This window comes from Nostoc cf. commune SO-36, assembly GCF_023734775.1.
Taxonomy (GTDB): Bacteria; Cyanobacteriota; Cyanobacteriia; order Cyanobacteriales; family Nostocaceae; genus Nostoc; species Nostoc commune_A.
Map to the genome: position 1 here is coordinate 3,612,419 of NZ_AP025732.1, position 25,361 is coordinate 3,637,779.

21 protein-coding genes and 3 pseudogenes are annotated in these 25,361 nt (G+C 40.2%); 7 read left to right on the forward strand and 17 right to left on the reverse strand.

Going from position 1 to position 25,361, the window contains the following annotated elements; genetic code table 11:
* Positions 1–373: 373 nt before the first annotated feature.
* From ANSO36C_RS16235 to ANSO36C_RS16290, 14 genes and pseudogenes are all read right to left on the reverse strand, one after another.
* Entirely contained in the window at positions 374–946 is a 573-nt protein-coding gene (locus tag ANSO36C_RS16235; protein ID WP_251955377.1) for a hypothetical protein, read from the reverse strand.
* Between the two features lie 124 nt (positions 947–1,070).
* Positions 1,071–2,336: a hypothetical protein gene (locus ANSO36C_RS16240; protein WP_323374453.1), complete on the reverse strand. Its 1,266-nt coding sequence runs from the start codon at positions 2,334–2,336 to the stop codon at positions 1,071–1,073.
* Complete coding sequence (locus ANSO36C_RS34265) at positions 2,326–2,652, reverse strand: hypothetical protein (RefSeq protein WP_323374454.1); 327 nt, start codon at positions 2,650–2,652, stop codon at positions 2,326–2,328. Before ANSO36C_RS34265 ends, ANSO36C_RS16240 begins: the two co-directional genes overlap by 11 nt.
* On the reverse strand, positions 2,649–3,353 hold the full coding sequence (locus ANSO36C_RS16245; protein ID WP_251955378.1) for a hypothetical protein: 705 nt from the start codon (positions 3,351–3,353) through the stop codon (positions 2,649–2,651). Before ANSO36C_RS16245 ends, ANSO36C_RS34265 begins: the two co-directional genes overlap by 4 nt.
* A gap of 50 nt (positions 3,354–3,403) precedes the next feature.
* Positions 3,404–4,228, reverse strand: coding sequence for a hypothetical protein (locus ANSO36C_RS16250; protein WP_251955379.1), 825 nt, complete (start codon positions 4,226–4,228; stop codon positions 3,404–3,406).
* 105 nt (positions 4,229–4,333) lie between these two features.
* A pseudogene (locus ANSO36C_RS16255) lies at positions 4,334–5,385 on the reverse strand (hypothetical protein).
* A 112-nt stretch (positions 5,386–5,497) separates the two neighbouring features.
* Positions 5,498–5,632 (reverse strand): hypothetical protein, encoded by a 135-nt coding sequence (locus tag ANSO36C_RS34270; RefSeq protein ID WP_323374455.1) that lies wholly within the window; start codon positions 5,630–5,632, stop codon positions 5,498–5,500.
* Between the two features lie 55 nt (positions 5,633–5,687).
* Positions 5,688–6,320, reverse strand: a complete 633-nt coding sequence (locus ANSO36C_RS16260; RefSeq protein ID WP_323374456.1) for a hypothetical protein — start codon at positions 6,318–6,320, stop codon at positions 5,688–5,690.
* 247 nt (positions 6,321–6,567) lie between these two features.
* A pseudogene (locus tag ANSO36C_RS16265) lies at positions 6,568–9,318 on the reverse strand (hypothetical protein).
* Positions 9,272–9,643 carry a hypothetical protein gene (locus ANSO36C_RS16270; protein ID WP_251955380.1) on the reverse strand — a complete coding sequence of 124 codons (372 nt, stop codon included), beginning with the start codon at positions 9,641–9,643 and terminating at the stop codon, positions 9,272–9,274. The pseudogene ANSO36C_RS16265 and the gene ANSO36C_RS16270 overlap by 47 nt, the downstream one beginning before the upstream one ends.
* Before the next feature lie 18 nt (positions 9,644–9,661).
* Positions 9,662–10,279, reverse strand: a complete 618-nt coding sequence (locus ANSO36C_RS16275; protein WP_251955381.1) for a hypothetical protein — start codon at positions 10,277–10,279, stop codon at positions 9,662–9,664.
* 575 nt (positions 10,280–10,854) lie between these two features.
* On the reverse strand, positions 10,855–11,025 hold the full coding sequence (locus ANSO36C_RS16280) for a choice-of-anchor tandem repeat GloVer-containing protein (protein WP_251955382.1): 171 nt from the start codon (positions 11,023–11,025) through the stop codon (positions 10,855–10,857).
* A gap of 42 nt (positions 11,026–11,067) precedes the next feature.
* A complete protein-coding gene (locus ANSO36C_RS16285; protein ID WP_251955383.1) occupies positions 11,068–11,748 on the reverse strand; it encodes a choice-of-anchor tandem repeat GloVer-containing protein in 681 nt (226 codons plus the stop codon).
* Positions 11,726–12,151, reverse strand: coding sequence for a choice-of-anchor tandem repeat GloVer-containing protein (locus tag ANSO36C_RS16290; protein ID WP_251955384.1), 426 nt, complete (start codon positions 12,149–12,151; stop codon positions 11,726–11,728). The genes ANSO36C_RS16285 and ANSO36C_RS16290 overlap by 23 nt, the downstream gene beginning before the upstream one ends.
* 1,433 nt (positions 12,152–13,584) lie before the next feature.
* On the opposite strand from ANSO36C_RS16290, the gene ANSO36C_RS16295 reads away from it, so the two are divergent.
* The 3 genes from ANSO36C_RS16295 (at position 13,585) to ANSO36C_RS16305 (ending at position 16,719) form a co-directional block, all read left to right on the forward strand.
* Positions 13,585–15,027 (forward strand): substrate-binding domain-containing protein, encoded by a 1,443-nt coding sequence (locus tag ANSO36C_RS16295; protein WP_251955385.1) that lies wholly within the window; start codon positions 13,585–13,587, stop codon positions 15,025–15,027.
* 608 nt (positions 15,028–15,635) lie between these two features.
* Positions 15,636–16,565 carry an integrin alpha gene (locus tag ANSO36C_RS16300; RefSeq protein WP_251955386.1) on the forward strand — a complete coding sequence of 310 codons (930 nt, stop codon included), beginning with the start codon at positions 15,636–15,638 and terminating at the stop codon, positions 16,563–16,565.
* Positions 16,516–16,719 (forward strand): hypothetical protein, encoded by a 204-nt coding sequence (locus ANSO36C_RS16305; RefSeq protein ID WP_251955387.1) that lies wholly within the window; start codon positions 16,516–16,518, stop codon positions 16,717–16,719. Before ANSO36C_RS16300 ends, ANSO36C_RS16305 begins: the two co-directional genes overlap by 50 nt.
* A gap of 8 nt (positions 16,720–16,727) precedes the next feature.
* Here ANSO36C_RS16305 and ANSO36C_RS34920 read toward each other — a convergent pair.
* Positions 16,728–17,941 (reverse strand): annotated as a pseudogene (locus ANSO36C_RS34920) (ISAzo13 family transposase).
* A 71-nt stretch (positions 17,942–18,012) separates the two neighbouring features.
* Here ANSO36C_RS34920 and ANSO36C_RS16320 point away from each other — a divergent pair.
* The 4 genes from ANSO36C_RS16320 to ANSO36C_RS16335 all read left to right on the forward strand — a co-directional run bounded on the left by ANSO36C_RS16320 (position 18,013) and on the right by ANSO36C_RS16335 (position 21,995).
* The gene (locus ANSO36C_RS16320) at positions 18,013–19,329 is read left to right on the forward strand and encodes a beta strand repeat-containing protein (RefSeq protein WP_251955390.1); all 1,317 of its coding nucleotides are present in this window, start codon (positions 18,013–18,015) and stop codon (positions 19,327–19,329) included.
* A gap of 82 nt (positions 19,330–19,411) precedes the next feature.
* Positions 19,412–20,344 carry a DUF4114 domain-containing protein gene (locus ANSO36C_RS16325; protein ID WP_323374604.1) on the forward strand — a complete coding sequence of 311 codons (933 nt, stop codon included), beginning with the start codon at positions 19,412–19,414 and terminating at the stop codon, positions 20,342–20,344.
* Positions 20,345–21,131: 787 nt separating this feature from the next.
* Positions 21,132–21,560, forward strand: a complete 429-nt coding sequence (locus tag ANSO36C_RS16330) for a hypothetical protein (protein ID WP_251955391.1) — start codon at positions 21,132–21,134, stop codon at positions 21,558–21,560.
* Between the two features lie 201 nt (positions 21,561–21,761).
* On the forward strand, positions 21,762–21,995 hold the full coding sequence (locus tag ANSO36C_RS16335) for a DUF3134 domain-containing protein (protein ID WP_100900013.1): 234 nt from the start codon (positions 21,762–21,764) through the stop codon (positions 21,993–21,995).
* A 632-nt stretch (positions 21,996–22,627) separates the two neighbouring features.
* On the opposite strand, the gene ANSO36C_RS16340 is transcribed toward ANSO36C_RS16335, so the two are convergent.
* Both ANSO36C_RS16340 and ANSO36C_RS16345 read right to left on the reverse strand, forming a co-directional pair.
* A complete protein-coding gene (locus tag ANSO36C_RS16340; protein WP_251955392.1) occupies positions 22,628–23,815 on the reverse strand; it encodes an MltA domain-containing protein in 1,188 nt (395 codons plus the stop codon).
* 116 nt (positions 23,816–23,931) lie between these two features.
* Positions 23,932–25,278: a proton extrusion protein PcxA gene (locus tag ANSO36C_RS16345; RefSeq protein ID WP_251955393.1), complete on the reverse strand. Its 1,347-nt coding sequence runs from the start codon at positions 25,276–25,278 to the stop codon at positions 23,932–23,934.
* Positions 25,279–25,361 lie beyond the last annotated feature (83 nt).

The window sequence follows — 25,361 nt, forward strand, 5'->3', positions numbered from 1 at the left end:
TTACACAGATTTGGAATTTGTTGTTAGTTTTTGCCTAAAGATTTATAAAGATATTGGTTGGAAATGCTGCTCTTGGGGATGCTGCCGCCAGCAAGGGAGGCGGAGCCTCAACGACGGGCATTCCCAGTCGGAGCAGGGGAACGAGGCAATCCTAAAAGCTTTTTCTAGATTGGTTTTTACGTTAAGTTGACATCTATGAACAATGTTGTGCCCTTACAAATAATTGATGTGTCGCAAACATTATTTGAATTAGTATTACTTCATTTACACATCTCTAGAAATTAATTATTTATTGACTAAAAACCTTATAGAGACGTAGCATTGCTACGTCTCTACTTCACTCCTATATCTATTAGGTACTTTTGGTAAAAGTTTATTGTGAAACTGTCGCACAAGCTCCTTCCTGACCAGAAGGATCGGGAAAAATTGCTAAAGTATGATATTCGGGATTATCTGTTCCATATATCACTCGAAAAGTATACAATTTGTTTCTACCTTGCCCTTCGGTAACAACTGTTAAAAGTGTATTGTTAGTGTTAGGAAGTCCAGGAATATTCAGTTTTTGAATTCGTCTGAGTTGAATTACATTCGCTGCTGAGTTTTTACAATCTCCTGAACTAGCATTAGGTTTTGGGCCAAACTGCATACATACTGGGCCATCAAAATCCATCGTTACCTGTGATGGATCATTCAACCAAACTTTTTTAATGACTTCTCCGGCCGGAATAAAGCTTAAGTTTGTTCCTTGCTGATACCAAACATTGATTGTAGGTATTAATCCCCCTAAACCTTGTGCTTGGCAGGAAAAGATGGAACGCAAAACCGCATTATTAGCTACAGCACGGCCTACCAACAAGAACATAGCAACCGAGAAAATTAAGGAAGCTATAGGTAGGAAATAAGAATTCTTTGCGGTATTTCCTGACGATTTAGTATTATTTTTCATGGTTGCAAATGGGTAAATTGGTAGATATAAGAAGGGGAGATGGGAAAAAGGGAAAGAAAACTAATTACCAATTACCATTACCCAATCCAAAATCTCAATTGGTATAAATCCTAACCTACTAAAACTAGATCGCTTGATTAACGTATATTTCAACAGTTGTGCCAGCTGACAAAAACCAAATATTACTAGGTTGTGACATTTGGGCGATCGCCTGTTGATTACGTTGGGCAATTTGGGGTACTACAGAGTTGAAACCACCTTCCGCAAGCGCAGCTACAAGGTCACGTCTATTCTCAGTGATAGTAGTAAGACCAGTAGTAGTATTGTTGTTCGTCGATTCGCCTTCAGTTGTGTTGTTAGGAGATACTACACTATATGGCACGAGTCTGGTATCGGGGCGATTTATTAACTCTGCCGCTTTACCAAGACCTCCCAAAACGAATAGTCCTAGATCCATTGATGCTATGGACGAACTTTGACCGGGAAATTTACTTGCTATTAAAGGTTTACCTTGGGTACCGCGAATAATAATTGCATTTTTGGGTAAGCTTTGTTCTGTAAGGTCGCCATTATTTTGCGAGATCAGTTTAACTACGTTCATCTGCAAAAGACCTTGTTCTGATATGGAACGAACTTCAGTTAAGAATTCGGTATTTGCAGGTATAGCGATCGCCCCATCGGAGGATTTTAGTGGTTCTTTCAATCGGATCACAAATACGTTTTTTTCTTCCTCTGAATCACCACCGCTTGACCTATTAGTAGTTTCCCCAAATATTGCTGTTGCTAGCACAGCTTTGGCAGTACTCCCGACTGCTAAGGATTTCTGCCCCAGCGCTTGCGCTGTTTCTTGTTGTGGGGGTGGCTCAGGATTAGGTGGTGTCTGTTGCTGGGGCGTGTTGTTTAAAGGTTCAACAGCAGCTATGGTAGTAGGTTGATTAGTAGCATTTACTTGACCATAACTACCTAACTTTGCTAGCCTTGCCCACTCTTCAAGTGGGCTTGGTGGAGATGGTGGAGTTATGTTAACTACCGGTTGAGTGTTTGTGTTTGGCTTCACAACTGGTAGCTGGGGTGATGGCACAGGTTGAGAAGCAGGTACTCTAACGACGCGCTCAACTGTGACTGTGCGAGGTACGTAAGCTGTTGGTGGGGGTGTTGGGATCACTTGCGGTCTAACTGATGGTTGTTGTAAGGGTACTGTAGGCGTTGATTTGGCAATTCTCAGCTGTTGTTGGGCAGCTTTCACCATTTGCGCTTGTTCAGTCAGGGCTAATTTCGTTTTTAGAGTATCTACTTGAGCTTCTAGCTGTTGAGATGTAGATTCATTAGTCGGCTGCTCTTGCACTGGTGGAGAAACAATAGTTTTGGGTTTTTGATTGCTAGTACCCATTAACTGCGACAAAAACACGACCACCCATCAAAACGATCGCTAAGGTAGCAGCTCCTACCAAGCCTAATTTTGCAAAGGGATTAGCTGAGAGGGCTTGCTTAGTCTGAACTTCTTGTGGTTGAGAAACGGATTCTGGCGGCGTTGCCGAGTTTTCTGATCCTTGGGTATCGATAGAAGAAGATTCTTCTTCAAAGCCGACCAACTTTGACATTCGTGATTCCCAATCCGAAGATTGTACTTCTACTTGGTTATCGTCGGTGGTTAGAGCAAATCCATTTTGGGGAGGTGTTTCCGCAGGAATTGAGTATCGGGTCATGGTAGAGCTTGGTTTGGTTTTCCAGAACAATTGTTATCTTTGATTTCACATATATTATAAATTTTTAGTCTGGCTTCTCCAAGGCGGTAAGCTGCGAAGTGCAACGGTAATGGCGCATTTGGTAGTGAAGTTGCAGGCTCATCTATTGCTCTAACTAAAATTTGTTTATTAAAGGAAACTGATTTTCCCAACCTATCATAACTGCTAAAAGTTAATTGATTGGCAAGTATCTCTATTTTCCACCTTCCATTGCCTATTTCTGTAGGTTGAGAAATTTTTTGGATTACTAAAACATTCTCTGCTCCTCTATTAACATTTTCAAATTGCCTATCTGGATTTAAATTAGTAAGTTCCGACTTAAGTTTTTCTTTAAAATCATCAGCTACTAGTTGGGAGGTAATTTCCCAGACTTGTGTTGGCGGCTGTTCTTGCGACCAGGTAAGCATTAAGCTCATAGTTTCACCAACAAAGCGCCTAATAGCCTCTGGCTGTCGCTTTAAATTTGGTTCGGGGTCTACGGTTATAGTGCGACCATCAACAAGTTGCACTAAACTTTGAGGTGTGAGTTGCCGACTTAACTGTTGTAACATAGACCCGTGAAATATTAGTAAAAGCAAGGTTAACAGATGCAAACCAAATGTTCCTACTGCCAACACTGGTAAAGGGTTGTTTTTCTTATTTTCTGGTTTGAGTAATTGCATTAATAATTGATTATATAAATTGAACTATCAGCCAGTGAATTAGAAATCTATCATCTGATAAAGCTATCAGATGTTTGTCCAGTTCCGCATTCTTTTGATGTATCTTGGCTAAGGCTATTGTAGTTATCTAACAAACATAAGTTCCGAATTTCATAATTTTCTAGTCTATCAGCGCGGATACTATAAATTGCTTTTTGTAAGTCTGTACTACTCTCCGCTTGAGGATTAGCAAAATAATCTGTTGCACGTACAAGAAAATCTTTGTTAAACGGAGTGATGAGTCTTGCACCACCAACTCGGTTTTTTTGAATTAAGTCGGCTACCATACCCACTTGCCATTTACCTGGTGCAATTTGTTTAGGTGGATAAACCCGCTTAATAACTAATTGTGATGTCATTGCTTGATTGGGATTTTCAGAGAAAACCTCTGGCGGTGTCATTTCTGCAACTGTGCTTAAGAAACCTTTGCGAAAGTCTTCTGATAAAGCAAAACTAGCTACCCAGGTGCTGGTACTAATCTTTTGGCCACTACCTTGAGGTGTACTAATAAGTACTCCTAAATCTGATTTAGGGTTGGCAACTTCTTCAATAGTTTGTGCGGGTAAGGTTCCAGACCAGCTAAACATTGATATCATCGTTTTGCTGATAAATCGGCGTATCGCTTCTGGTTCTCTTGCTAAATCATCAATATTAGCAACTGGTTTCCCGTCGATTAATTGTACAAAATTGGGAGGTTTTCTCAAACTGAGTTGGCGAATATTTAGCCCTTGTAATAATAATAAAAATAAAATTAATATATGTACACTGAAGCTAGCGATCGCAAAAATCGTCAATACACTTCCTGTTCTTTGTCTTTTTTCTAATAAACGCACCATTTTATCACCTCCTGCTGCAAAAAACTTTAGCTATTATATATGACGATTTCCATATAGTGAGCAGTCACGTCACTTCCCTTTTATTCATTTTTAATTTTGAATTTTCTATATTCTTTCCTTGACTAAAGAAGCCGTATTGCTGATAGCACCAAAGACTGCAAAACCGCCAGCAGCAGCTACAAGCAAAGATAAAATTGGTGCTAATATTCCTAGAAAAATTATGAACCACATTAAATCTGGATCAACATTAGCATTTTGACCTGGGCCATTTACAATCACTGCGGAAGTTAGCACAGCAATAATATTGAATGAAATTTTGGCAATTCCCATAGATAGAAATCCAGTCAGCCATGCAAAAATTGGTTTACCAGCTACAGGTAGTAAAGAACCACCAAGAGCTATTGGCCCTAAAGCTGCTATTAGCAACATAGTTGCTTCTATCAAATTCTGGAAGGCATATTGTAAGGAAACTAAAAAGTTTTTGATGCTTGTTTGGACTGTAGAACCTAACAAAGAATTAAAAGATGTTTCTGATACACTGCCAACAGTGCCAAATTTGATATTATCTACCTTAATTTGCAGTCTATTTATCCAGCTTCTATTTCCATAAGTCTCTCTGTATTTTCGCCAGAGAACGTTGAGTTTTTCGCCAGCTTTCAAAAAGCATTGACTTTGTTGTTCGCCAGTAAGGGATTGACAAGGACGCAGAAAAGAACCAGCTACTTCTTCAGCAATACTCATATTCAGTGCTTGCTGGTAAGTTTTATTTGCATCTGCTGTTACCAATACTTGCTGATTCGCAGTGTTTAAAAAATTCCGCACTCCCAGCGTCAGAGTAGAAAGTATACTTCCCCTACCTGAATTACTTAAGAGTACTACCACTATAAAAGGCCAAATTAAAGCTGATATGGGACGGGTATATTCGTAGGATATTAAGTCTTTGAGGAATTGTATCATAAAAAATAACAGGGTTCCTACCGCAAAAAAATACCCAGATTTGTCAGCGAGCCATACAAATTATTATTCGTGTTATTTTGTAATAAATCTAGCCATTGTTGATCCCAACCTTCGGCAATACTTTGAGAAGTTGCAGTACCATTGTCGATAACTCTATCAATGCCTGCTTGGGCAAAAATTAGTTTAATAGCAAGTTGCATTTTTAGTTGATGGGCTATTTTTTTAATTTTGTAGGGTATACCTACTAAACTGTTTTTTCGATTTTTTTTAGCTTGTCAGAAGTTAAAGAATCAGAGTTGTTTTCCTAAAATCCTACTTGTTAACTTTAACTGTTCTGCCAAACAAATCCATTTGAGAAGTCGCTCGTAAAAGTCGTGCTGCTTCTGTAGATGTTTCTACTCTCCGAGCGCGATTTGTCTCTTCTGACTGCTGAGAAATATTGGCCAAATTTAAGTTCGAGTATTGTAAAGACTGATTATTTTGTATTGTCTGAGCAAATGTTTCAGCTACATTTTGCTTGTTCTTGCTGAATTTTCAAAGTTTGCAATTGACTAGTACCTAGTAATTCCGCTAAAGTCGAAATCGCTTTATCAGCAGGATTAGCTGCATTGCTGACTTGGCTCACGATTGTACTGAGAAGATTATCGCTTCTTTGATCTAATTCTTCAGTCTTGTTTACCAGGTTTTCTAGATTTCTCTCAGTATTTTCTAATTTAGTTTTTGTCCTATCTTGTCCATTTTTGCCGAGAATACCTACCGCTACTCCACGGGTAATTACACGATTGAGTTCATTACTAACTGAATTTCCCCAGACTGCTGAATTATTTTCAAAGCGGTTTGATTTAGAGTCGTAAGGAGCAGAGGGGTTAGTCAATTGATTCCGAATCTGTTTTCCCGCAGCGATGGGGTTAGGTATATTTAATTCTCCCTTGTCAGTATTAAGAGCAATTTGACTTTCTGTTTCTACAGGCTTTAAATTGTCGCTCAAATTATATTGAAGGTAATTTTGTAAATCTGTGGAATATGCTTTAAAATCAGCCCAAACGTCGCCTAATCCGGCCGTTTTAATTTGTGCCATTGCTGGTAGGATTGCCAAGGATAACAAGGTAAAAGTAAAAATGGTAGTTTTTCGCATATATCTGTGCCTGAAAAAGGTAGACGACATTATATAGTGAGTCAGAAATTTAGCTTTTTAACTCAATACGCTTCAATTAAGTCTTAACTCTTTGTCAAAGTCAATTCTTTTAACGAATCGCCAACGCGCAAAGTCTCTTAGAGAAGAAAGCGAAGGAAAATAACGGAGAAATACTTAATTGAAAGGTATTGGTTTTGAACTATAATTTATACTTTTTAACTCATTGTTAACTGTTTGCAAAACCCGATTAACTACTACGTAGATTTGCCACTAACTGACGTGCAAAGGCAGAAATTGCTTCATATTTATCACTGTGTAACTGCATCATTTTGCTACGTGCAGTTTGTTCAGAGGGGTTATTAGCAACTGCTGCCAATTGTTCGTAACCTGGATAGTAACGGCAGAATGTATAACTACCATTATCATCTAATAGCCATTGGCTATAAACGCCTTCTTTGCGGGGAAAAAAAGCTTTCTGAGGCATTACGAGCAATAACTTGGCGGGGATATTTCAAGATTGTCTGCAAAACTATCTACTGCAACTGGCTGAATGCGTCCAATCAATCGTGTTGTCAAGTTTTGCAAAATTTTAGATGCAGCTTTAGATTTAGCAATAGTGTCAGGATCTTGTCCTGATAAGATGACTCTAATACCTGCTTTCGCGCCGTTCGCACAAATTCTGCCCACTAAGTCAGAAATTTGCTCAAATTCAAACAAAATTGGTGCTTCATCAATAAAGAATATGGAAGCTGGACTACTTAATGCACGTCGTAGTGCAGCTGAATAGGCACTCAAGGAGAGTACGGCTGCATCTTCACTATCTGATAGATTTCTCAGAGCAAAAACTAAAAGTTGTGCATCGGTAGGAAAGCTAGATGGTGCAGAAATGGCTTGTCCGACGCGGCTAGAAAGCCAAAATCGTAAGCGTAGCTGAATTTGACTCAGAGCGTCTTCTACTCTGCCAGTTAAAGAACTTAGCTGCAAGTGTTCGGGTGAGCAGAAAAACAGAAAATCTCTTAAGGTAGGGGTTTTCTGCCAAGCAAGAGTGCCAAATCCCTCCGTCATTGCGTCTCGATATCGCTCTTTGATGCCCTCATCTCTAAAGAAGGCTTCTAAGGCTAAGTTAAGCAGCGATCGCACGGTTTGCGATAAAATTTGACTTTCAGTCGATGATCCTAAAACCATTGTCATTAACGCTGATTCGAGGAAGGCGGTATAATCGTTGAAGCGATCGCGCTGTTGTTCTGGTTCTAGCGATCGTAAATCTGGCTGTTCAAATAAGTTATTCGATTGTTTGGAAATATCAAAATAGGCTCCATTCCCCTCCATAAACTCTGTGTAGTCAGTGAAAGTAGATGTCCCATCAGGTTTAGGAAAATCTAACGCCACAACCGGAATGCCGTGTGCCAAAGCCTGAGTTAAAATCCCTGATACCAACACCGATTTACCAGCACGAGTTGTAGCAAACAAAGCTAAATTTTTGTGTTGATTAAATAAGTCTAAGTGTACGGGTGTTCCGCCTTCTTCAGCAATCAACTCAAAGCCTTGCTTATCACCTCTTTTAGTTAAAACTAAAGGCATTAATCCCGGAACTTCACTTGTTAAATATAGCTGACGACGGTTTGAAAGGTGTTGCTAACAAACCTTCCCAAACTATCGGTAGAGTTTGCAGCCAAATTTTCCAAGCATATTCAGTTTCCCTAATTACCTTTGCTGGACGTTGAAAACAGTTTTCAATATATCTTGTCGCCTCATCTAATTTATCGACAGTTGGACGATGTACCAAAATAACGACACTCGTATAAATCGGGACTGCACCTTCAAATAATTGTTCTTGTGCTGCTACCGATTTCTTCAACTTTAATTGAGCATTGACATCAATAGTTTTACTTTTTTCTTGAGCCATGATTGTCGTCATGTTTGACTGCTTCAGCACTCGTTGCAGAGTAGTTTTTACCATTGCGGGATTTGCGGCAGTCAACTCACAAAAAATCTCTGTATCTACTACTGTTTCTCTAGCCAACAGTTCCCATAAATAGCGCAGTTGAGTCGATTTATTAATCCAACCTCCGGGTTTTTCGAGAAATGACAGTGCGCCAATATAACGATTGTTAACATTAACCCAGCGGCGATCGGCACAAGGTACACTAGACTCCATCAGCAAAGTTGTGCCGTGAATATTGTCTATAAGTAGTTTAGTACTAGCTAAATCAGAATTAACTTCCTCGTGCAATCCTTGTTCATCTAAAGTCCTTAACTGGGGAACGGCTATTGCCTCTGTATCATTAAACCTTCTCCAGATTTCCTCCCAGAGTTCATCAGCCTTCAAAGGCTTGATATCTAACCCCATTTGGTTAGATAAAATTTGCTCCCAACGCAGAAAGCCTTGCTTATAAGCATTTGAAATCAGGGTTTCAATGCGTTGGTTTTCTACGTCTGAAAGATCACCTTTGAATTTCAACCACCAAGATTCAGCCTTGACTAAAAGCTTTTCTATCCAATCATCTGCATGTTGCGAGTTTGATTCAATCGTATAAGTGACGTAAATCCGCAAAAATTTTGGTTTACGAATTCCAGAAATAGTTAGTTCCTTGACTCTAGCTCTTTCTGCCATCAATAAATATTTGATATCTCGTGATGGCGAATTTTTGATTAGTGTTGCTAATTCTTTTTGCCGCTCTTTGTCTGAGCTAAAAGAACCCAAGTGCAGTGTTATCCTTTCACCGCTAGGGATGTCTTTTAATCCGGCTTCAATATTATTAAAAAGTGTATCGATTTGTTCAGGTCTTAAAGTGGTATGAATTCCCTTACAATCAAAACCAAAAACAAAGCAAAACCGATCTTTTTGAGTGCCTTTTGTTAAAAGATAAGCGCCAATATCACGTCCATTTATTGCAACACGTAGCATTGTCGCCAAGTGCAAGGCATCTTCAAATGGTGTTAATCTACTTTCATTTCCGGCGATGCCGACGCTTTGTTTTCCGATTTTTTGCTTCATGGTTAACTTCCAATAAGCTTTGATAACGAGCAAAGCCTCTTGTCCAAGCGGGAACGCCAACAAATTTACTTAGAAAACTCCAACTCCTACCACCAGTTAAAATCCACCAAGTTCCTATTCCCCAACCAGTAATTAGTACTGTCCACAACCACTTTTGAAACTCTTCTTGGAAAATCCCACCAAAAATTCCATTGATAATAAAGTAAGAGGCTAAGGCAATTACTGTCCAAGGAAGAATTTGATCGGCAGGAATTGGCCCTAACGAAGGTTGGCTTCCTAGAACCTGATTGACTGGACGAAAATCTTGTTCCCGCTCTTGAGACATTTGAAATATCTGAATAATTTACGGCTGTGAGCCAATTACAAAGCGTGTGAGTACATCAGCAATGGTAACAGCAACAACGACTAATAGGGGAGTTCTGGCAATACTTTGCCAATCTTCATCTTTACGCACTGCGTTAATCACACCAACTAGAGAAATTGCAATATAGAGTAAGTAAATCGCCCGCAACACATTAAATATCAAACTTATTGCTGTCTCGGCACCACCACCACCATCAGTCGCTGCACCACCTAAGTTGTTTTTGAAAAACTTTTCAGCTTCCCCAAAAAACTGTGCTTGTGCGGGGCCTGCAAACCAGTCTAACCAATATAAACTCAGAATGATCGCTGCTGCTAAAATTTGTAATAATATTAGCGATCGCCTTGGTAAATTCACTTGCTGCCCAATTTGCTGGGTGATGACTGCAATTAAACTACCAAATAGTAAGCAAAAGAGCAGGATAGGGCTTTTGAGGCTGATAACGCTAACAAATACAGCACAAGCAATCAAAAAAGGTACAGATTCAACCAGAATAGCCAGACAGGATTTACATACCAGTCTTAACTTGTGAGATTCTTTCGCCGCACTATCAGTTAAAGCTTTGAAAAAGTTTCTCTCGTGAGAACTTTGTCTGAACATTTGCTAATTTTCCTATGGTGTACTATAATTGCTCTTTTTTAATTTTATAGCTACTACAATTTAACATGCTTTAACATCATTGTTAATCAAATTATGAATCTGTAGTAAAGTTATACATTGTATACGATTATTATCAAGTTAGGTTAACTTAATGTTAAGATTTATATAAAACTAAATATCTCTGGTTGGAGAGGCTAGATTGCAAATCTTGACTTTGAGAATTTCCTCAATCTTCTCACATACAGCAGTTTTCTTTTGCATGAAGTACAAAGCTAGGGGCTTTCAGGCAAGATAGCGCAGCAGTAGTGAGTCCGCCTACTCTTAGAGAGAAGCAAGCTACGCTTTTAGCGTCTCGTTGAGAGTGTCGGCAGGAGTTTGAAACTGTTTATGTCTAAATTTTAATTCCTGCATTTTGTACCTCAGCTACTTGCAAACTGCTCTATATAGCTTTAATAAATAAACTTCAAAACTTTGATTTTTTTACTTCACAGGGATTTATTTTGATTATTGTAGAAAAATAGTAGAACGTAAATTTGAACGCCTACCATTTTTCTACATACAGATTAAAGTTGGAACTAGATTACAAACTTAAACACAGTTCCTAAATTAGAACTACCACCAAAAGAGGCAGTACCGTAGAAGGCACCATTCGAGAGCTGAATTAACGTGGACTCTGGCGTTGCCCCATTAGCGCCATTAAAACTAGTTAAGCCAGTGATGGTTGCTCCAGTTAGCTGATACAGCACTTCCGGCAGCTATGAGGTACATCCTCAAAGCTAAAAGCTATGTTAGGAGAGAGGCAATAAGAAAAACTGTATTGCATAATAGCGGGAAGCGCTGTAAATAACTCCTTTGTTATTTACCCCACCAGCAGAAGCTGTGCCATAGAAATTACCATTGCTTGCTTTTATAAGTGCAGCTGTTGGGTTAGCCCCATTAGTGTCGTTAAAACTAGCAACTAAAACGGGTGTACCGCCACCAACAGGAACCTTGAATATAGCTCCTTTATTGTTGGCCCCACCCAGTTTAGTGGTGCCGTAAAGGAATCCACTAGATTCAATTAATGCAGACTGCGGATTTGCCCCATTAGTGACACCACTAAAGTTATATGAAGTCAGTACTCCTGCGGGAGTTAATTTGAACACAACTCCGTTACCACTTGTCCCACCGGCAGAGGCACTGCCGTAGTAGTTTCCATCGGTAGCCAGTTGCAATCTTGCTAATGGAGTTGCTCCATTAGTACCGCTAAAACTTTTGACGGTGGTGAGTAGACCAGTAGTGGGCGAAACCTTGAATATAGTTCCTTTATTACTAGCTCCACCTGTAGAGCTTGTCCCCCACAAATTGCCATCACCGCCAGTAATCAGTCTGCCTGCTGGGTTAGCCCCATTAGTGCCTGTGAAATTCACAAGAGTTGTCAGGGTTGTAAAAGTTGTTTTTGCCAACTTAAACACGGTGTCCGAGGTCACTTGTACCACCTGTAAAGGTTGCCCCATATAAGTTGCCATCAGCTGCTTGGAATAATCTAGCAACTGGATTAGTCCCTTTGTTGATTCCAGATGTTCCAGTGAAGTTTATCAGTGTGGTCAGAATATTGTAAGCAGTAGGAGCTAACTTGAATGCAGTTCCTTTACCAGAAGTGCCACCAGCAGAAGTAGTTCCATAAAGATTGTCATCAGTACCGTTACCCTTAAGTACACCAGCTCTTGGTGTAGCTCCGTTAGTGCCGTTGAAATTTACAACAGTAGTCAATGTTGCAGCAAAGGCTTGTTGGAATGGTAGTACTAATGAAGAAGTCAAAACGGTTAGGGAAGTTAAAATCAATACCCTATTTTTGCTTTGACGTTGTTTGTACAGATTAATCTTATTCATTGGAATACCTCAAAAGAGTTTTGTGGAGGCGGAATCATAGCTAGTTCTAATGGATTTTGTGATGGCTGCTTCTCACGAGTAATACCAATTTGAAAAAAGATCGCTATACAAATAGGTTTGGGAAGCCACCGCCGTAGAAAAGTTTGCTTCCCCATAGGGAAACAAGCTCAAGCTACGCGCAGCGTCTCTCCTTCTCCCAAAGGAAGAAGCTAGTGGCGTTTGAAGGACGAAACCCAACACCTCAAAATCTTGTATGCGTTGGGTTTCATTCCATAGCCGACGAGATATTGCTACGACTCAACCTACGTATTGAGCGCATTACTATCTAAAAGTTGGTATAATTTATCAACTCCTACACTAAAAATTAGTGCATTGAATTAGATATTAATGAGGAAATGGCTTAAATGAAAAGGACTCAGAAAGTCTCTTACTACCTACACCACAAAATCCGCATTAGCACTTGGTTAATAACGTGAATGACACGATTAATGATTTCGCTAGGAGGTAGCATAAACTACTATTTATTTTTTTTGATGTCGTGAAAAACACAAAAAATAGGGAAAAATCCACATTTTTGGTTAGTAATAGCCGTTAAAACAGAATCAGATAGTGAGATTTTTGTCAATCAAACTGAATATATTTAGTAAACTCTATTAAATACCTATTAAAATAAATATCCATTAAAACCTCTAAAACAATCTTAATAAGCAAAACTATGATATGAGCAAAGTTTTTATATTTTGCTCTGGCGAGAGTAATAAAAAGTGCCACAAAAGCCACTTTTTAAACACCTCTAAATTCATAAATATATTTAGTTTTTTAATCATTCCATAATCTAAGCATGACTCGCGCTTTACCTTGACACTATACTGTTGATTTCGTTGGCAAAATTTAACTAGCTATTAGCTATAGCAATCTTACAAAGATTGTGAAATACTAACTTTCTTTACTTCGCACTTAGCGGTAGTTTGTGGCAAAGTGCTGCATATCTATATTGAAGAAAGCAACTTTCATGATTTTAGATAAAAGTGCCATACCAAGTAAGTTAAATTAAACATGGTTTTGAGAAGAGTAATAAGAAGCTGAGAATGGGAATTGAGGCGTGAGCCATAGTACCTAGTATCCGCTCCCTTATACTAAAGCCACTGAATGTTTAGTTATACGGACTTACATTAGAAAGATAGAGTTTTTAAATAGCAAATAATTATGGTATGGGGTATATAAGCAATAGCTTAAATATCTTTAGATACTTATTTTTTGCATTTAATTTCCTCTAATTTTTTTAGAGTTTTGTGCAAACTTTTGATTTATCAATAACCTTTTTAATGAATAATTTTCCTGTGATTATGGAAGGTTATTTTTGATCACCAGTTTGACACTTGATTTTGATTCGATAGGGTGTTGAACCAGAAACTAACTTCAAGGAGCTTGACATGGGTTTTTATCGCGATCGCAAATCGAACAAATTGACAAGTTCAATTTCTGTACTTGCCGTCACAATTAGTTTAGTAGCAGCTCAATCTGCTACTCACAAATCTCTAGCTCAGACTGCCACCGCTCCTGCCCCGGCGGGAGTAACTTTGATAAATGGTGCGGGTTCAAGCGCTGTAAATACTTTGTTGTCAGGTACAGGAACTACAGCTCCACTTGCTCCCCAAGGCTCATGGTTTAACGTTTTTGGTGTGGGAAATCCTCCATCCCTCAACGATCCCGCAGGAATCGCCAATGGTCCAGTTGCTCCTGCCTTCACATTCAGATATGCTTCGGTTGGTAGTGGTGCAGGCGTAACAAGTTTTTTCACTCAAACCCCGCCATCAGTGCCGGCTGGTACACCAGCTCTTAATAGTCTTACTATTTTAAGACCAGTCTCTTTTGGAGCTACTGACGACCCCTTAGCAGGAACAGACATTGAACGAATAGTTACTGGCACTTCCAATAGCGGAAAGGCCATTCAAGTGCCTGTGGTAGGTGTTGGAATCGCGTTAGCTTTCAACCGTACTGGTCTCAATGTACCAGCAGCCGGGCTTAGGCTTTCACGAATTACCTACTGTGGTATTTTGAACGGCACCATCACAAATTGGAACGATACCAGGATTAGAAATGATAACGGCGGCGCAATAATTGCAGCCAATTTGCCCCTCAGAGTTGTACGTCGTAGTGACAGTAGCGGTACTACTTTTGCTTTAACTAATCATCTCAATACTGTATGTAAAACTGCTGCGACTCCAGGTATTCCAACAGCTAATACATGGAGTAGAGGAGTGGGTACCATCAGTGCTTCAGGTACTGTACCCCCAGCAGCACCAGCCAATACAGTTGTTTGGCCAGCAAGTTTTGTATCTGCTTTAGGAAATGGAGGTGTAGCCACTACGATCTCAAGCACTTCTGGTGCAATTGGTTATGTAGATAGTGCTACCCGTTTAGCTAGAAGTCTACCTGCTGCACTTCTACAGAACAGAACAGGCGCATACGTTGGCCCGACAACACCTGGAATTCAAAACGCTTTGGCAAGTGGAACCATAGTAAAATATGGTGCTGCTCCCGCTAACAGGCTGATTAGAATTGATGGTTTGGCCGATCCAACCGTTGCAACTGCTTACCCCATTTCCACAGCAAGTTATTTCCTGTTTTATGACGTATATGCAGGCTCTAACACAACTGGCCCAGCTGCTGGGATCAGACAGTTCATCAACTGGGCTTTAGCAAATGCGGCACAACCAGTTCCCCCCGCAGCGAACTCCTCTAGCCCCACTCCAGACCAAATAGCTATAGCTCGCGGATATGCCCCTCTTCCCAACAACATTAAAACTGTGGCTAGAACTGTTGTGAATACTTGCGTAAATACTACTTCTGGCCCTTCCCCTTGCACCCCTTAGGTTTATAAATCAACCTTGCAGTCTGCCGGAATTAGCTAGCTATTAATTTCGTTGGTACATCTTAACAACCATTAACTTCGTTGCTGAGTTGAAGTATGAAATTTAAAAGTTTAATGCTTGAAACCTTTGTTTTTGTGCAAAACTAAATTCATAACTTTCAATCAGCAACGATCTCTTTAATTGGTAAAGATATAAAACTTTTATATCGGAATTGTATTGAAAATTTTAAGGTTTTATTTAGACAACAATTTTTGCCATTAATTCTAAATTAATTGGAGAATAATAATATAATGTTTTTGCGCTGAACCATATATTAACTAGAACTTGTGGACAAAACTGTCATCTATAAAATATAAAATTTTTAAGACATACACTAATATTTTTTGACACAAGTATTTGCTTTATAAAAATAGTCATTTATAAACTAAATAAATAACAATTTATTTGAACAACAATAAAAAACATACTAATCTTACAGCGTTTTTTTATAAAAAATAAATGCTTTTAACTAATCGCCTTAACCTAATTTTCAACTAAAAATAATCTTATTTGTTTAAAAATTTTATATCTACAAATTCCATTGCTAACAACAAACTTCTCACAAAATCATGGCTGATCCATTATTCGACCTCTCGTCCCTGGACGGTAGCAACGGCTTTACTATCGATGGGATTAATGCTAGTGACTCATCAGGCGCATCAGTCAGCAATGCCGGGGATATCAACGGCGACGGTATCGACGATTTGATTATTGGCGCACCTTTTGCCGCTTCGGGTGCAGGACAAAGCTACGTGGTATTTGGCAGCACTAATGGCTTCAATACCAGTCTTGACTTCTCATCCCTGGATGGCAGCAACGGCTTTGTGATCAACGGCAGTGACACCGACTCCGCAGGAAACTCAGTCAGTAATGCCGGGGATATCAACGACGACGGTATCGATGACCTGATTATTGGCGCACCTGGTGCTGCTTTCGGTGCAGGGCAAAGCTACGTGGTATTTGGCAGCATTAGCGCCTTCAATGCCAGCCTCGACCTCTCTAGCCTCAACGGCAGCAATGGTTTTACCATCAAGGGTATCAATGGTGCTAACTCAGATGGCATCCCAGACTCTTCAGGTAAGTCGGTCAGTACTGCCGGAGATATCAACGGTGACGATATTGACGACCTAATTATTGGCGCACCTAGTGCTGTTTTGGGTGCAGGACAGAGCTATGTGATATTTGGCAGCACTAGCGCCTTTAGTGCCAGCTTTGACCTCTCATCCCTGGACGGCAGTAACGGCTTTGCCATCAACGGCAGTGACACCGACTCCGCAGGTAACTCAGTTAGTAATGCTGGGGATATTAACAATGATGGCATCGACGACCTAATTATTGGCGCACAGGGCATAGGAAAGAGCTACGTAGTATTTGGCAGCACTAGCGCCTTTAGTGCCAATTTTGACCTCTCATCTCTGGACGGCAGTAATGGCTTTGTCGTCAACGGCAATGCCAGTGATTTCTCAGGTGAGCAACGGCTTTACCATCAACGGGATTAATGCCAATGACTCCTCAGGCACATCAGTCAGCAATGCCGGGGACATCAACGGCGATGATATCGATGACCTGATTATTGGCGCACCTTTTGCCGCTTCCGGTGCAGGACAAAGTTACGTAGTATTTGGCAGCAGTAAGGGACTTGCAAGAAAATAAAGTACCAGCTAAACAGGGACAATAGTAATATCCCATTTGGGTAATGTTTCAGAACGCTGCCATTGGGGTTGGTATTGTTCTAACTCTTGCGAGAGAACCTTGATTCCTTTGTGATATGTGGTTTGAACCAGATGTACAATGGGAGCAATTCCTTTCCAAGTCATATTGGCGGCCCATTGTGCTGCGGCGGCAACAGAATCTAAAATCGCACCATTCCAATAGTTCTCCAAGGCAGCCCAACACCGCTCTATTGGATTGTACTTGCTATGGTAAGGGGGATAATAAATCAGTCGAATTTTTAAATTAATTGCACAAGACAACTCAACCATGCGTTTGATAAATTGTGTGCGGTTACTGCGAGTAGCGGCACCGCCATCAAGATCAATCACCCACTCATCAAGTTCCAGGTAATTGTGTTGATTCTCATGCCACCAAGCGGTTAAACAATCGACGATAAAATCACTGGTTTCCGCCGACTGACCCAAGTAAATCGATAGCTGGTCATTATGTGTATTGAGAATGCCAAAGGGAACTAAGACTGATGACCACTGTGTATCGTGGTCATCAGCAGCTTTCGCCTCCATTGTCCGAGCTTTACCGCCTCTAGAAAGGTTGCCAATCTTCACCTTAGCTTTAGTATCTATAGACACTCGCAACGATTTGGGGTTTTCATCTGATGCCTGATTCTCCCGGAACACATTCTCGAAAATGGCATCAGTTTGCGGAATCTTTTTCAAGGGTTTCGTTTTTTGTGTTTTTTTAGGCGATACCCTAAGCGATTGAGAATTTCTCCACAAGTTTGACGAGATGGCAATTCGCTCTCGTTATAGCCATGAACACTTACTAATGCTTCTCTTACTGCTCTGGCACTAATGCGGGCATACAGAAAGGTCGATTGAAATTTAGGGTCGGCTTGAGCTTGAGCATCCACCAATGAACGAATATCTGCTTCTAAGTTGGGCAATACCTCAATACTATTGTGTCGTCCCCTTGCCTGATAATTCTCTACACAGACTATCCCCGTCCGCCTTTCATGCAAGCCGAGTTGCACACTCTGGCGATTCCATCCCATAACGGTTTCTGCAATGCGTGCTGAACTATCGAAGTAATCTTCGGTAACTTTTGCCATGAAATCTCGTTTGCGATTGCTAGTCAGTTTCTGTGCTGCATCTTTAAAGGTCGATTTGATGGTGTCGGTGAGCATGAATTGAGGGATTCCCATTCTAGATATTTAAACTAGGCGCGGACAGTTCACCGCTTCTTCTCTTCTAGAATGGCTGGTATTTTATTTTCTTGCAAGTCCCTAACGGCTTAAATACCAACCTTGATCTTTCATCGTTGAATGGCAGCAACGGCTTTGCCATCAATGGTAGTGGCACTAACTCTTCAGGCACATCAGTTAGCAATGCTGGCGACATCAATGGCGACAATCTCGATGACCTGATTATTGGCGCACCGGGTGCTACTTTGGGTACAGGGCAGAGCTACGTAGTATTTGGTAGCATTAGCACCTTCAATGCCAGCCTCGACCTCTCATCCCTTGATGGTAGCAACGGCTTTGCCATTAATGGCATTAATGACTCAACAGGAGATCGCATCCCAGACTCCTCAGGCAAGTCAGTCAGTAGTGCTGGAGACGTTAACGGCGACGGAATTGACGACCTAATTATTGGCGCACCCAGTGCCGTTTCTGGTGCAGGGCAAAGCTACGTGGTGTTTGGTAGCACTAATGGTTTCAATGCTAGCCTTGACCTCTCATCCCTGGACGGCAGTAACGGCTTTGCCATCAACGGCAGTGACACCGACTCCGCAGGTAACTCAGTCAGCAATGCTGGGGATGTTAACAATGATGGCATTGATGACTTAATTATTGGCGCACAGGGCACAGGAAAGAGCTACGTAGTATTTGGCAGCACTAGCGCCTTCAATGCCAGCTTCGACCTTTCGTCCTTGAATGGCAGTAATGGCTTTGTCATCAACGGTAATACCACTGATTTCTCCGGTGCTTCAGTTAGCAATGCTGGAGACGTTAATAATGATGACATCGACGACCTGATTATCGGTGCATATAATGCTGATTCGGGTGCAGGGAAGAGTTTTGTGGTCTTTGGCAGCACTAATGGTTTTAATGCCAACCTCGACCTCTCCAACCTTGACAGTAGCAATGGTTTTGCCATCAACGGTATTAATGGCAATGACTCTTCAGGCTACTCAGTTAGTGCTGCTGGGGATGTCAACGATGACGATATCGCTGACCTAATTATTGGCGCACCTTTTGCCGCTTCGGGTGCAGGGCAGAGCTACGTGGTTTTTGGCAGCAGTAGCGGCTTTAATGCCAACCTTGACCTTTCCAACCTTGATGAGAGCCAGGGTTTTGCTATCAACGGTATTAATAGTACTGACTCTTTAGGTATTTCTGTTAGTGCTGCTGGAGATATTAACGGCGATGGTGCTGACGATTTGCTTGTTGGTGCATCTGGTGCTTCTTTGGGGGCAGGACAAAGCTATGTCATCTTTGGTACTCCCCAACCAGAACCAGAACTACAACCAGAACCACAACCAGAACCACAACCACAACCAGAACCACAACCATTAGAAACTAACAAATAGTGGTAATGATGTCTTTAATATCAAAGGTGACAATGGTAAAGTAACACTCAAAGTTGCGATCGCAGGCAGCAATTCTCCGTTGGTGAATGAATTCGGTGTATATGCTGTTGATGATGCTACAGGCGAAATTGATGGTATTGCTCCGAACGAAGCAGGTTACACCCGCAAAGCTTTAGAACGAGGACAGGTGATTCTCTCAGCTATTGCTAACGCACCTAATGGGTTCAGCAACAATTCTTTAAATAGTTTATTGGAGTTCCCATCTGATACTAATCTGAGATTTTATTTAGTCAAAAACAGTACAACAGAAAATGTGTTAAGTAATGTTACACCAATCACTGACGTACTGCTTTCTGACTCTTCAAATCAAAAGATTACAAGTTTAAATGACAATGCGTTCTCCTTAGCTTGGAAAGATGCTTCTGGTAATAGCAGTAATGATTTCCAGAATCTAGTAGTAAGAATTCAGCCGACAAATGAGCCGTTGCCTTTGGGTACAAGTCTACAAAGTCAGCCACAAGGAGAATTGATTGATTTACGGGATGCTAAACAACAGGTGAGAGCTAATTTTGTTGTCAACCGAGAAGCTTCATTCAACAATTTCGTCGGATTCTATAAAGTAGCTGATGAGAATGGTGGTATTGACACCAACGGCGATGGTAATGGAGATATTCTTATTGGACAAGCTGGTTATGCCCAAGCCGCAATACGTCAGCGTGTTGCCGGAATTGACTTGTTGGTAAATAACCAAGGTACGGCAAGTTATACTGGCACTTTCGAGCCTGGTTCTATCTTTGCACCATTCATTATTATCAATGGCAGACCAGATGCTATTTTAGATAGCAATCCCAATAATGATCCAGCAGTTTACTTCCCATTCTTGGGTGCTAACGCTGACAAGGTAGATCATATTCGTCTGTTAGGGAATAACACCTTTGGCTTTGAAGATTTAGCTGGTGGGGGTGACAAAGATTTTAATGATGTTATTGTCAAAGTCAATTTGAGCATTGTCTAAATAATGATTTAAAATTCAGAATTCAAAAGACTTGGATATCCAAGCTTAATAAGAGAATCAAGAAGCTTTAGCACGTTTGATTTTCCAATAATTCTGGATTTTGAAAGGAGCCGGAGTTTTTCCCGGCTCCACTTCTGAAAGACAATTGACCGTACTTAAGGTACAAATAGGGGTTTGAGCGAATGGTAAACAGCGCCCATCCTATTTGATGATGCGATCGCAATCAGTGTTTATCCTTTAGCGACAATTATACTTAGTAAAATTTTGTACTATTTAAACTTTATCCCTCAACTATGTTATGATTAGATATGTTGAGAAATATTTTCGGTCATGTGACTGACTATATAGACACCTCTCCGAATCTAAATCTCTACACTCTTTGATTCTTAAGGTGTTTGATGTCGGTTGATATTTCTAATCTATTAAATGACGTTGAAGATGACGACCTAGATGGGTCTTATCAGAGTATGGGTAAAGGGTTTTGGTGTCTACCAACTAGAACACTGGCAAAAAGAGGGAATTTGCCCTTCTAGACACCAAAAAAGTAACCAATATTCAGGCGTTAAGAAATATCTAAGGGATAGGTAATAGTCTCAAAGTTAATAGAGCTAGACTTTTAGAGATAACAGTTTTCAGCATTCCAAAAATTGAAATTTTAGTTAGCCGAACTGTATGGGGATACATCGCGTGGCACTGATACCCATAACTGTCAAAAAAATGTGCTAACAAGAACGGACAAGTTTAGTGTGTCACAAAACCAGACAACATACGGATACTACTTGAACTTATGCCCACGGATATAATTACCCGTCCTGAGTCCCTTACAGAAGACTGCTTCTTTACTTACGCCCTTGGGACTGATTTGCATGATACTAACTCGACAGCCAAATATTTACGCCGAATCAGAAAAGAAGATAAACCGTATATCGACATAGCTGTTTCTCCTAGACCTGGCTATCGATTTGAGGTTTGTCTTATACCTGTTGAAGGGTTCGCTCAAGAAACAATATTGACAAAAGATGGATTTGCGAAAGCTTTAGCGATTATTTGTGCTGTATCTAATAAAGCTAGGAAGCGATTCCCCTCAGGAAATGGGCAAGAAATTGTCCGGTGTCAATTTAGCAACTTAGCTGATGCAGTAGCTGTAGCAAACAGACTATCTGCATTGCCTGCTGATATGTATGAAACTCTCGCCAAGCTACCAAATACTTTGTAATATTGTATTCCGCTTGAAGATTTATTATTAGGACTAATGCGGAGAAATTTTAGTGGTAAGGAAGTAGACGGGCTGGAGATGAAAGACTAAATGGTTCATATTTCACCTGTTGAGAAAAGGCTTGTTATGCAAGACTTTTAACCTAATGTGGAATTTTGATGTTTTTTACGGTAATCTGTAATTCTAAAGTGAGTTTTTTTTATGCCTACAAGCCCTTTGCGTGAAGAACCTCGTAACCAACGAGCGCCTGTAATTCGTACAAGTAATGAGTTTATTCTTTTAGAATGGCTAAAGTCAACTGGTCGTTTAATCGAGCGTGAACATCAAGAATCTGAATATCTGACTGAAGTAGAAGAAATTTCCGAAATGATAGACCTTGACGATATCCCTTACGATCATGATGATGACGATGGTGATATGGATATAGAAGCCTAATTCGTAATTATTTACCAATACGGTTCAGTTAAGGCTAAAACTCTGGTTCCAAAGTCAATTTTTTAACGAACCGCCTTCTCTACGAGAGGCTTTCGCCAACGCGTAGCGTCTCGTAGAGAAGGCGCAGAGAACGCAGAGAGAAGAAAGAGATGCTTAACTGAACTGTATTAAATTATTTACTCTAAGCGTTTCATTGATTTGGAATGTGTACTTCATTTACGCCGGAAGGTTAAGATTCCCGACTTTTTAGAGAAGTCGGGAATCTTAGTAGTGAACGACTCAGACTTGCCTACGGCTGAAGTCTGAGCTTCCCAATTCATCGGGGATAGCCTCAAAAACTCTGTAGTTTTTTTAGTCTGACATCCCCTCCAAGGGCAGGAGTCCTGGTTCCCAAGACCCAAATCTTTCTCTTGCAACATGTACCTATTAGCTTGGTTTTCGCTTGCGGCATTGATGGTCAAGACAATATATATCTTACCAGAAAATTTTGGGGATTCGTCATACATCCAGTATTTGTTTTTACTGCGTAAAAAATTAATCCCAGATGCAATCCTCATCCCCCGCTCACAATCCCCATCTTAGGAATACCTAGAAGATGGGGACTTCCGCGATACGTTAAAATGCGAATATGTTTAATTCTTGGACTTAAGTAATAGATAAAATAACTCTCCATTGCTGACTGTAACACCAGCGCGTTGGCTTTGCCCGCCGTAGGCATCGCCTGCTAATTTCCCAGTACCTAAAAAATAATCTACCCTACCTGCACCTTTAATTGCACCTCCGGTATCTTGGTCAAGAACATAGCGGCTAATAATGCGCTCTTCCATTTTTCCGGTAGGATTAACAAAGGGAATGGAAGCGCGAATCAATGCTAAAGCACCAGGAGGCATAAGAGATTTATCTGTAGCAATAGAACGCTCTGCTGTTAATGGTACATTGATAGAACCTTGCGCTGGCTGACCGTGATTTTCTTGAAAAAAAACAAAGCTGCGATCGCGCGGAATATAAATATTTAATTCTGGGGGATGCTGTTGGAAATAATCGAGAATAATTGGCATAGTTACACCTTCTAGCGGTAATTTGCCATCATTCACTAATTCTCGCCCAATGCTTTTGTAATTATAAGCAGTATTACCCGCAGAACCGATTGTTGTTTGAGTACCATCAGAAAGCTGAAGTTTCGCCGAACCTTGAATTTGAGCTAAATATGGTTCGAAGCGATCGCGAAACCAAAACAACTCTAATCCTCGCAATTTCCCTTTTGCGCTTTGTAAACCATCTGCTCCTTCTAACTCCTCGCGTGTCGGATGAGGTTTAGGCCAAAATTTGAAATCAGCAGGTAAGCGATAAACAGGATAGCGATATTCTGTTGCAGAATTAGTTTTTAATAGAAGTTCGCGGAATCTTTGCAAGCTTTTGAAGACGCGATCGCGCGTAATCCCTACCACCGGATAGTTTTGATAAGCAGCTTTAGCATTAGCCGTTTCTAGGTATTGGAGGCTACGAGCGATCGCACTCATCGGCGCCTTTTTATCTGCTATTTCTCCATATAGAATTTCGTCCAAACAAGAGGTATCACTTTGACAACAAGTAACTGGTAATCTCTGAATCAATGGTACTTTTTGCTTTTGTGTAAGTGCATCTTGATTTTCAGCAGTTAAAGAAAGTGGGATATCCCACTTTTTCACCCGACATTCTGGCGAAATAAGTTCCCGATGCGTTAAAGATTGCATCCGTACCAGCAAAACCGATAAAACCACAGGTAAACTAATGGCGATCGCTTTGTTAAATTTTCCTAACCCAGCAAGTCCCTTTTTCATCAAAATTAAAATTTTTCATATTATCCCGCTTCCCTCAAATTCAAAATCAAACCGCAAAGCGAGAGTCATTAATCATTCATTCTCTGTGCAATGCCCCATGCCTCATCCCCAATACCTTATTCATTCATATTACGATAAGTAGCAACTGCGGAAGGCGATATTCGATTCAAATATCGGAATATCCAATATTTGAATATGGTATCTAAAATCACTGGGAATGTAGCAATAAATAAGAAGATAAAATCTCTACTTGCCGGTAATCCCCAATGGCGTGATACACCTTCTAGAAGTACTTCCCAGCCATGAGGAGAGTGAAATCCTACGAATATATCAGTAAACAAAATGATGATAAATGCCTTGGCACTATCACTAAGTCCATAGACAATATGATCGAAAAAATCTTTTAGCACAGCAATAGAAGACTTGCTGACGACTAAAAGCCAAATAAAAGCAACTACCGAGAACATATCTGCAAAAACATTTTTGATTGCATTAGAGCTTTCGCTGCGAAATTCTTCAGCAAGCTCATTAGCCCTCTTTTTCATCTCAGTTTCAATTTGCTCAGGTAACAGTGGAGGAGCTTTGATAATTAAATTTTCAAATTTGAGCTTTTCTTCAAATCTTTGAAGTTGTACAAGGGCTTCTTCTTCCATTTCTGAATTGAGAAATATTTGTATTTCTTCAGTATTTCTAAATCGATCAATAATGGGGCCGAGTACGAAAGCTTTTGCTATCTGATGTGTTAAAAGTGGTATGATAATTAATAGTAAAATAAACCTGATAGATATTATTGTTCTTCTTTGAGTCTGACGAAAAGTCTGAATTACGTCTTGTTCCGAATTAGGGTCTAATTCAACTTGCAGACGACTGATAGTACTTAAAATAGAGCGAGGTAAAACGCCCACTGTATCGGCTTTACGCTTTACTTTTGATTTATTATCCGAGTCTTTAATTGGTATTTTGGGTGGTAATGTCGGAGGATTGACAATTAGTGAATTCCCGTCAGATATTACAGGCTCAACTGGTAAGTTTGGAGGTATAACTACTAAAGCTTTGGAAGTGGTTTGATCAGAAATTGTTGTGTATTTGGATGTAACTTGATCGATGAAATTTAGCTTTTCCAAAACCAGAGAAGGACTTGGATGCTCTATACCTACTTTCTGAGCAGCCTTTTGATTCTCTTCATTTAAAAACCAACGGCTTGCTTTCAACTCTGTAAGCCGCATTCTTACAGTTTTTAATAGCTTTTTTAGGTCTGACTCAAAATAATCCATCACACTATTACTGTACATGGCTGAGTCAATGTCTATTTTATTACCATTAAAATGCTTATCTTCTATTTCCTTAATCTTTAATGCTGCATCATAAGCTTGATGTAAAGAACGTTCAGGAGTCTGTAAGTACCATCGGTAAGTATCAAGTAAGAAAGAATAGATTTTTTGACTAAAAACAGAGTTTTTCATTGCAAACAATCATCCAGCATTATTTGGTAATTCTTAACCTTAAGTTAACGCACGAAGTATACTAGCAAATCTACAAGGAGAAA